The organism is Pantoea sp. Taur, from assembly GCF_009830025.1.
In the GTDB taxonomy this organism is placed as follows: Bacteria; Pseudomonadota; Gammaproteobacteria; order Enterobacterales; family Enterobacteriaceae; genus Pantoea; species Pantoea communis.
Genome location: NZ_SZZZ01000044.1, coordinates 1 through 7,959, shown reverse-complemented (window position 1 = coordinate 7,959; position 7,959 = coordinate 1). Strand labels below are relative to the sequence as shown.

General features: G+C 52.2%; 8 protein-coding genes. 5 read left to right on the top strand and 3 right to left on the bottom strand.

Going from position 1 to position 7,959, the window contains the following annotated elements; translation table 11 throughout:
- Positions 1-145 precede the first annotated feature (145 nt).
- Positions 146-475 (top strand): entry exclusion protein 1, encoded by a 330-nt coding sequence (locus FD744_RS24980; protein ID WP_237449461.1) that lies wholly within the window; start codon positions 146-148, stop codon positions 473-475.
- A gap of 249 nt (positions 476-724) precedes the next feature.
- On the opposite strand, the gene FD744_RS26020 is transcribed toward FD744_RS24980, so the two are convergent.
- A complete protein-coding gene (locus tag FD744_RS26020; RefSeq protein ID WP_202403726.1) occupies positions 725-3,208 on the bottom strand; it encodes a type IV secretory system conjugative DNA transfer family protein in 2,484 nt (827 codons plus the stop codon).
- Between the two features lie 72 nt (positions 3,209-3,280).
- A complete protein-coding gene (locus tag FD744_RS24970) occupies positions 3,281-3,559 on the bottom strand; it encodes a hypothetical protein (RefSeq protein WP_160869980.1) in 279 nt (92 codons plus the stop codon).
- Positions 3,560-3,714: 155 nt separating this feature from the next.
- Between FD744_RS24970 and mobQ the strand changes: the two genes are divergently transcribed.
- The 4 genes from mobQ to FD744_RS24950 all read left to right on the top strand — a co-directional run bounded on the left by mobQ (position 3,715) and on the right by FD744_RS24950 (position 6,907).
- Complete coding sequence (gene mobQ, locus FD744_RS24965) at positions 3,715-5,484, top strand: MobQ family relaxase (protein WP_160869978.1); 1,770 nt, start codon at positions 3,715-3,717, stop codon at positions 5,482-5,484.
- A 120-nt stretch (positions 5,485-5,604) separates the two neighbouring features.
- The gene (locus FD744_RS24960) at positions 5,605-5,808 is read left to right on the top strand and encodes an antitoxin VbhA family protein (RefSeq protein WP_160869976.1); all 204 of its coding nucleotides are present in this window, start codon (positions 5,605-5,607) and stop codon (positions 5,806-5,808) included.
- A 3-nt stretch (positions 5,809-5,811) separates the two neighbouring features.
- Positions 5,812-6,057, top strand: coding sequence for a hypothetical protein (locus FD744_RS24955; RefSeq protein ID WP_160869974.1), 246 nt, complete (start codon positions 5,812-5,814; stop codon positions 6,055-6,057).
- 352 nt (positions 6,058-6,409) lie between these two features.
- A complete protein-coding gene (locus tag FD744_RS24950) occupies positions 6,410-6,907 on the top strand; it encodes a hypothetical protein (RefSeq protein WP_160869972.1) in 498 nt (165 codons plus the stop codon).
- A 537-nt stretch (positions 6,908-7,444) separates the two neighbouring features.
- Here the strand turns inward: FD744_RS24950 and FD744_RS25930 are convergent.
- Positions 7,445-7,585, bottom strand: coding sequence for a replication initiation protein (locus tag FD744_RS25930; protein ID WP_306439702.1), 141 nt, complete (start codon positions 7,583-7,585; stop codon positions 7,445-7,447).
- Positions 7,586-7,959 lie beyond the last annotated feature (374 nt).

Genomic DNA, 7,959 nt, shown 5'->3' with positions numbered 1-7,959 from the left:
TATGGAAAAACGTGTTTGCATTCCCTTCATGTCGCGTCTGGCCCGTGTGCTTGCGCTATTGTCCTGATACAGTGCATGTCTTGTAGTGTGCCATCTTCACAGGGGGTAATTCATGGCATGGCACAGTGTGTCACAGGCACAGAAGATGACCGGGAAAAGCCGCAGAACTCTTTATCGCGATATGGCATCAGGCCGTGTCTCATGGCGTAATAATGCCAGTGGTCATCGTGAGCTTGAGACGTCGGAATTGATTCGGGTCTATGGTGAAATTAAACAGGATGGCACTACTGAGCGGCACACGGTGGCACAGCCTGATGGCACAGATTCAGATAGCGAAATGATGGCTGAAATCCGGGTTCTGCGGCAGGAAGTGGCTGAGCTGAAATCCATGCTGCTCAGGCTTGAGCACAAGGAAGAAAAGCCGCCTGTTACAGCGGCACGTTGGTGGCGTTTCTGGCAGAAAAAGCCTACTTAGTCCTTTTCTCTTTTTCGTGGTCGAAGCTGATCACATTATCCGGCAGCGTTTCAGGCTCTTTCTTTTCCGGTGGCTTTTCAGTGACGGCACTGTGCCTGTTTTGTGTCATCAGCGTCCAGATGAACGCGCATACAAACCGGAAAGAGAAATATATCGGTATGCCTATCACGAAGGCGACAGCGGATAAGGCCGGAAGCAATATCCGGCCAAAAATCAGAGCACAAAGAACGCCTAAAACGATAACTAAGATCATGCGCCGTAGTATGGGTTCGGATCTGACATCCCCGCATACTCAGGGTCTTCCAGATAGTTAATACGTTTCAGCTGATACGGGTATTCACCTTTCAGAATCACAATAGGACGTGTAGGTCCCAGCCTCATCACCTCATCAGGCGTCAGTAGCTCCCGCCCGGCAAACTGCTGACTTGACCCCGAAGAACGCCCGCGATTGACTGAGCCGCCACCGCCTGACACCCCGCCGCCAGAGTTTCGCCCGGAATTCTGTGTTTCAAATTCAACCGTCGATTTACCCAGGGTATCGCTCACGTATTTGGCCGTGTCATAGTCATCTGTCCCGAAGAAGGTCTTTGCGGAGTTTGCCAGGAACGTCTGCCATTTAGGGTAGGTGCTTTTCAGCTGTGACAAATCCTGCAGGAACACCCAGAAAGACAGGCCGTAGCCTCTTAACAGGCTGACTGCGTCCTCAATTGACTTCATATAGCCCAGAACGTTGAACTCATCGAGGATGAAAGCAACGTTGTGAGCGGGTTTTGCCTTCGATTCCGTGACGGCTGAGATTACCGAACCAATAAACAGGCGAACAAAACGTGTATTGGCGGCAATGCGGTTGGCAGGTAACACCAGATAGACGGTCATCACTTCCGCCTTAATGGCGGACAGGTCGAAGTCAGAATGTGACAGTGCAGCTGCTACACGCGGATCGTCGAGAAAGGCCGTGTTTTTACGGGCGGTAGACAGCACAGAACCACGCTCACGGTCGGCCATACCCATCAGGGTGTTGGCCGCACGCGCCGGGATGCCGAAAGCAATATCTTCATCTGAGGCCATATCGGCCAGCACAGTTAACAGGTTTTCTTCATCACTGGTGATCAGGCGGCGCAGTTCGGCAAGATTGCGCCGGGATGCGTCGGGTAATGCTGATACATGCAGCATCAGCCCCTGCAGCAGCGTCCGGGCTGACTCGTCAAAGTGGTTGCCGTCACCGCCTTTCTCCGACACAACGAGGCTTTCAGCCAGTACGGCAGATTCGGCCACACAGTCCGGGCTGGCCACATTAAGACGATCCAGAACGTTTACTGACTCTTTCACACCGCTGGTCACGCCGAACGGGTCAATAACATGGACACTCTGTCCCATTTCACGACGACGACGACCGGTTACCTCTGCATTTTCGCCTTTTGGATCGAAGACCAGCGCTGACCCCTGATAAGTCAGCAGATTAGGGATGACCGCACCGATGCCTTTTCCGCTCCCGGTTGGTGCGATAGTCACAACATGCCCGGTAAAGCAAAATTTACCGTCCGTTCCGGCCGGAGGCGAAACCTCGCGGGCCAGTGTAAATCCCGTCTGTTTGGCCTTTGGTAACAGGTGATTGTTTTCCTGCATTTCTGCAGGTGTTCCCCAGCGTGACGAACCGTGCGTATGGTGCGCTGCAGGCGTAGCGGAAGCGGCGCCGCTTTCCGGTTTCCTGTCAGCATCAATGCCCGATACAAAACCACCTATCCAGCGCAGACCTGCGGCCAGCGCGGGGAAACGCCTGCAGCGCGAAGCGAGTCCCCCAAGGATTTGCCTGCTGCGCGAGTAAATAGCGAAGGTTGCGGCCAGCGCTGCGGCATACAGCACCCACGATGGCAGGAACGGCATAAATATCAGCGCGATCGCCAGGGCAATGGCGGGTACCACTGCGGCCATGACGGCCTTTACCGATGCCGTAAAGGCATCCAGCCTGACCCGCCGTGCGGTCACCACGCCCATTACGGCCACTATAATCAGGAACAACAGAACGGGCGCATATACCTGGCTTATCCGTGCCAGAATACCGCCGAAGTATCCTTCCACACTGTCACCTCTGAATTTTTTCGCTTTTTCTTCAACGATTTGATCTGACTGAGTCCGGTATGGTTTCTCTGCCTGGTCGCCTGCATTCCGGGCAATGCCCTCGATAAAACTTTGCGCCCTGACCCGCGACTGATAGACCAGCTGCTGTGCGATGCCTGCAGCTTTACTTTGTTTGTCCGGTTCCGTCAGCATCTGACTGACGCTATCAGTCAGGCCATCGGCGCTGGCCGGAGCAACAAGCCTGGCATTCTGAAACAGGTAATTCAGGTCACCACCAAAAAGCGCCTGAATGTTACCCGCCCCCATTAACGATGAATTGCTCTCTGCCAGCCTGTGAAGCTCGTTTATCTGAGGTGAGACTTTATCGAAGGCGAGCTTTACATCGTTCCAGTTCTGGCGAGCGCGCGCGCTCCGTATGGCATTCTCAGCATCACCCATGCTCTGAAAATTCTGTTGCCACTGGTCATAAGTATCGTTAACAGCCTGGCAGCGCTTTGTTTCCTGCAGCCGGGCAATATTTTTCAGCTGCTCGTCGCTCATGGTTTCCCACAGCATCGAGTTGGGATGACAGCGGGTAAATGTTTCCGCTGCGGCGTGTCCTGCGGGCAGCACTGTGGCTGCAAAAAACAGCCCGGCAAAGAAGTGTTTTTTCACGGTTAAATCTCCTGATCAGATTTTTCATCCGGCAATCGGCGATTGGCGTCGCCCAATGTCGGGGTAAAATATTTACTTTCTGGCGTCAACCGCCTTTAAATTCATTTCGTCAAACAACGCCCGGTCTCTGTCATTTTTCAGCTCGCTTTCAAGTAGATCGATAAGCTGCTGATAATTCCATTCCCCGCGCTTTATCTTGGCCATAACTGCGCCACCGATGAGAATCTTACGGCGCGTGTCTTTCTTTCTCTCCTCTGCCTGGTCTTTCTGTTTCAGCTGCTGAATCTGCGCCTTAATCTGCGATTCTTTAAGGCGCAGTTCTTCCAGTTTTTCAGCTCTGTTTTTTGCCATCGTCCCTCCTTTGGTTCAAATTTGAACAATAACGCCATTGCTGATATATTTCAACCCGAAGTATTACGAAGGGCGCACTTATGCAAACTCTACGAGTTTGCGTGCGGCAGGGTTTCACCCTGCACCCAAATTCAAATGAAAAAAGGAATAATCGGTTGGCAATTTTTCACCTCAGCGTAAAGACAATCAGCCGCAGCGCTGGCCGTTCGGCCACGGCGGCGATTGCCTATCGCACAGGTTCAAGAATTGCCGATGAAAGAACCGGACTTATTCATGATTACACCCGCCGTTCTGGTGTTGAGCATTCGGAGATTTTTCTTCCGTCCGATGCGCCAGAATGGGCCAGCCAGCGGGAATCACTCTGGAATGCCGTAGAGCAAAAAGAGAACCGCCGTAATTCGACCGTTGCACGAGAGTTTGAAATCGCTTTTCCGTCTGAACTTGACGGAAAGCAGCGGCTTGACCTGCTCCGGGAATTTTGCGGCTCACTGGTCGAGCGTCACGGCATGGCCGTTGATGCTGCTATCCATTCACCAGGCAAAGAAGGCGACCAGCGCAATTACCATGCGCACGTTCTCTGCAGTACGCGCCGACTGACAGCCGAAGGTTTTACCGACAAGACCCGCGAGCTCGATGACTTCAAAAGCGGAGAAGTCAGCCAGTGGCGAGAAGCCTGGGCCCGGATGACTAACCATCATCTGGAGAAAGCCGGGCTTGATGAACGGATCGATCACCGTTCGCTTGAGGCACAGCACGCAGTTGCGCTATCGCAGGGTGACAACGAGAAAGCCGCTAGGCTGGAAAGGCTGCCGACCATCCATATTGGTCACACTGCAGCTCACATGGAAAAACGAGGGATTGCGACTGACCGTGGCAACGAGCAGCGCCAAATCGTCCTCAAGAACAATCAAATCAGGACGCTTTCCCGAGGGCTGGACATGCTTGAGGGGATGCGGGAAAAAATCAGAGCAGCAGCTGCACCTGAAAAGAGTTCTCCGGCTTCTTCACAGGAGCGTCGGCAGACAGCTTTAGCGAAAAATCAAGCACCACCGGCTTTTGCCAGAGGCCGACTGCGCACGCTTTCCGACCTGGAAACGCTGGATATTGATAACCGATCCGGTTTATCGCGGCAGGTAGAGCGAGCGGAAAGCAGCGCCAGTCATATGCCATCGCCGGAAAAACCCGGCCCGGCAAAACCCATGTCCCCGGAGCTAGTCCGGCTGGAATGGCAGAATCTGCGGCGTGACAAGCTGGCATACGTGCAGAAAAAAGCCGGCCGGATTGCCGCCCGGGGGGCGGCACAGGTTGAACGCCAGAGGGAAAAGATATCCTCGCATGAGCAGATACGACCTGAACAACCCGCAGGCCTGATGGGGATGTTTAAGCGAAGCGCCTACGAGCAGGCATCCAGCGCATGGAAAAACATAAAAGACGGCCTCGACCGCCGTCTGTTACAGCTTAAAAACCGTCTCAGTCTGGTCAGAGGTTACATGAGGAAGTCCGGCTCTTATGAGACATCCTCTCCGGGAGAAAGGCTGGCAGACACGCTGGCCGCCAGAGACAACCCAGCCCTGGCCGGACAGGTTAAAGCGCTTGATACTCAGAAAAAAGCGCAGGAGCAGGCAGCATATCGATCCCGTATACAGGCCCGTAAGCAGGAGAGGACAGGCATGAAACAGGAAACTATCGAAGAACTTAAGCAGCGCGGTGATGCCCGGAGAGACAAGGCCGACAAAGCCGAACGCGCCGAACTGGAAAAGGCTTCTCATCTGGCCTCACTGCAGAACGAGACGCTCAGTGAGGAGAAAAAAGAACAGGAGCAGGGTAACAAGCCCGGACTCAGCAAGCGGGAGCAGCTCCTTGAGAAGTTCAGGAATAAGGCGGATAAAGATCGTCAGAACGAGCGCGGCGGCCGGGGGCGTTAGCGGTATGCAGCACAGCGCCAACCGCGCTGCATACCTCACCCGGCCAGACCGATCAGGTGTCTGAACGGGCTGGCCGCATTGTACTGATTCACGTTATCTAATGACATATGGTGGTTACATATGAGCGAAGAACAGCGCCGCAGGGGATTTACGAAAGCAGAAGCGAGCCTGAGGCTGGAAGGTATGGATCCCAGCGGAACTCCGCGTTATGAGTCCATTAAGTCCCGTATTATTTCGGGCGAGATCACTTACGAACAGGGGCGGGAAGAAATCCGTGCCTACTTCACAGGCCTGGAAAAAGGGCCAACTTTGGATGAGGAGTAAGGGATGGGCACTGATTTTGAAAATGTAAGAATGCGAACTTCGGTGGCAAAGATTAGACCCCTGCCAGGAGGGGCATGCTATGAGGCCAAAGTGACTCATATTTATGATTCGAATGGGAAAGAAATTTTGAATCCAGCATCCCCGGAATACTGGGGTTTCGCCTGGGGAATGACAAATAATGAAGCCCATAAACAGGCTGAGGAAATGGCGCTAGAAAAGCTGAAAAGTCATCTCTTACGAAAGGATTAACCAGTTATTTGGTGGCACTCGTATCAAAAACGGGATGAAACCGCGAACCATTCACTTCCATGCATAGTCATGCAGCCGCTTAGAAATCATCAGGTGCGGTTTTTCTCAATATGGGCATAGAAAGGTGCCGAAAACGGCCCGCTCGTGACAGAAACGCTCTGAGGGCTTCTCAGGGGGTGCCGCTAACAGATGTTATGGTAAATCTAGAGGCAGCGTGAGTAAAAAATGCCTGTACGCGATCTCATATGAAAGAGCATCAAACTATGGCATTAGATAGAATCAAAGTACGGTTCTGAGACGGGATGTCGTTACGTGATAAAGGAACCATCACCAAGGGTAAGGAATCTACTTAATGTCACGCTTTAAAGCTCTTCCACCGCAAAAAGTACCTGCCGAATTTGTTCATCACGAAGACTTTAATATATTGCATCCCGTTACAGGGCTTGAGTGCTGGGGAATTGTCAGGGTAACAAGCCAGCTACTGTCACAGCCTGGAGGCGAGATCTACCTTAGAGCAGGCAAACACATAGGGCCGCACAAAGGTTTCGGTATGCGTCACATTTGGGAAGAGCGTGGGCATGACCTTATAAAATGGGGCTATCCAACTTTTTACGATGTGCCACGTTTTGTATCTGACATCATTGTTCACGGTACAAACATTGTTTGTGAGTTTGATTCGATGAAGGGGTATGAGCGGCTTATCGTCCTTAGAGGGCGAAAAGGCTGTGTAGTACTATCCGCTTGGCCTATAGGTGAAGCAGAGATTTATTACAGCGTCGTTACGGCTTACCGTAATCGCACACCAAATGGTAAGGCAGTGGCGGTGATCGAAGGATTTCCCGGAGCTTAAATGAAAAAAGGCACCTGAGAAGGTGCCTTTTTTCATTTGAAATTAGGTGGGCTGGTAGTCGCAGCGCTTGCTTAGCTAACCTCTAGAGGTTGGGTCACATGCCAACTGGCCGAAACCAGATGCCGCTACCATGCAGATGGCGTGTCTGCACAATCCACACTTCCGATCCAATGTCGCCTGATGATCTGGAAGCCCTGCTCTTATTGAGCCCACGCTAATAATACTGCGCTATTATGATCTTATAAATTAGGCAAAACGTGCTATTTATTCCGGCAGGTGATATTTCGAGAGTTACTAAGAGGATGAAATGTGAAGAAAGCTTTCCTTTAAAGCCTAAGTACATTGACTAAACAAACTCTTGGCGAGTATCTTTCTGTCTAAACGAAAAAACCACCCTGGCAGGTGGTTTTTCGAAGGTTAGTTAATCCTGGCAGATTTACTAACCGCGGTAACTGGCTTTAACGGAGCGCAGTAACCAAAAATGTCCTTTCAGTGTAGCCTCAACAGGCCCAACACTTCAAGAACTCTCAGTGTACTTTAAGTGTACTTTCTTCGCTCCGTAAATCCGTTACCAATGGCTGCTGCCAGTGGCGATAAGTCGTGCCTATCCGGGTTGGACTCAAGACGATAGTTACCGGAGAAGGCGCAGCAGTCGGGCTGAACGGGGGGTTCTTGCATACAGCCCAGCTTGGAGCGAACGACCTACATCGAGCTGAGATACCTACAGTGTGAGCTATGAGAAAGCGCCACATGTCCCGCAAGGGAGAAAGGCGGTCAGGTATCCGGTAAACGACATGGTCGGAACAGGAGAGCGCAAGAGGGAGCGATTCGCCGGAAACGGTGATGATCTTTATAGTCCTGTCAGGTTTCGCCACCTCTGGCTTGAGCGTCCATTTTTTGTGATGCTCGCCAGGGGGGCGGAGCCTATGGAAAAACGTGTTTGCATTCCCTTCATGTCGCGTCTGGCCCGTGTGCTTGCGCTATTGTCCTGATACAGTGCATGTCTTGTAGTGTGCCATCTTCACAGGGGGTAATTCATGGCATGGCACAGT

What these genes read in the sequence shown, in the direction of transcription:
- FD744_RS24980 (WP_237449461.1), top strand. Translation starts at nt 146, where the DNA reads ATGACCGGGAAAAGCCGCAGAACTCTTTATCGCGATATGGCATCAGGC.
- FD744_RS24970 (WP_160869980.1), bottom strand. Translation starts at nt 3,559, where the DNA reads ATGGCAAAAAACAGAGCTGAAAAACTGGAAGAACTGCGCCTTAAAGAA.
- FD744_RS24960 (WP_160869976.1), top strand. Translation starts at nt 5,605, where the DNA reads ATGAGCGAAGAACAGCGCCGCAGGGGATTTACGAAAGCAGAAGCGAGC.
- FD744_RS24955 (WP_160869974.1), top strand. Translation starts at nt 5,812, where the DNA reads ATGGGCACTGATTTTGAAAATGTAAGAATGCGAACTTCGGTGGCAAAG.
- FD744_RS24950 (WP_160869972.1), top strand. Translation starts at nt 6,410, where the DNA reads ATGTCACGCTTTAAAGCTCTTCCACCGCAAAAAGTACCTGCCGAATTT.
- FD744_RS25930 (WP_306439702.1), bottom strand. Translation starts at nt 7,585, where the DNA reads ATGCAAGAACCCCCCGTTCAGCCCGACTGCTGCGCCTTCTCCGGTAAC.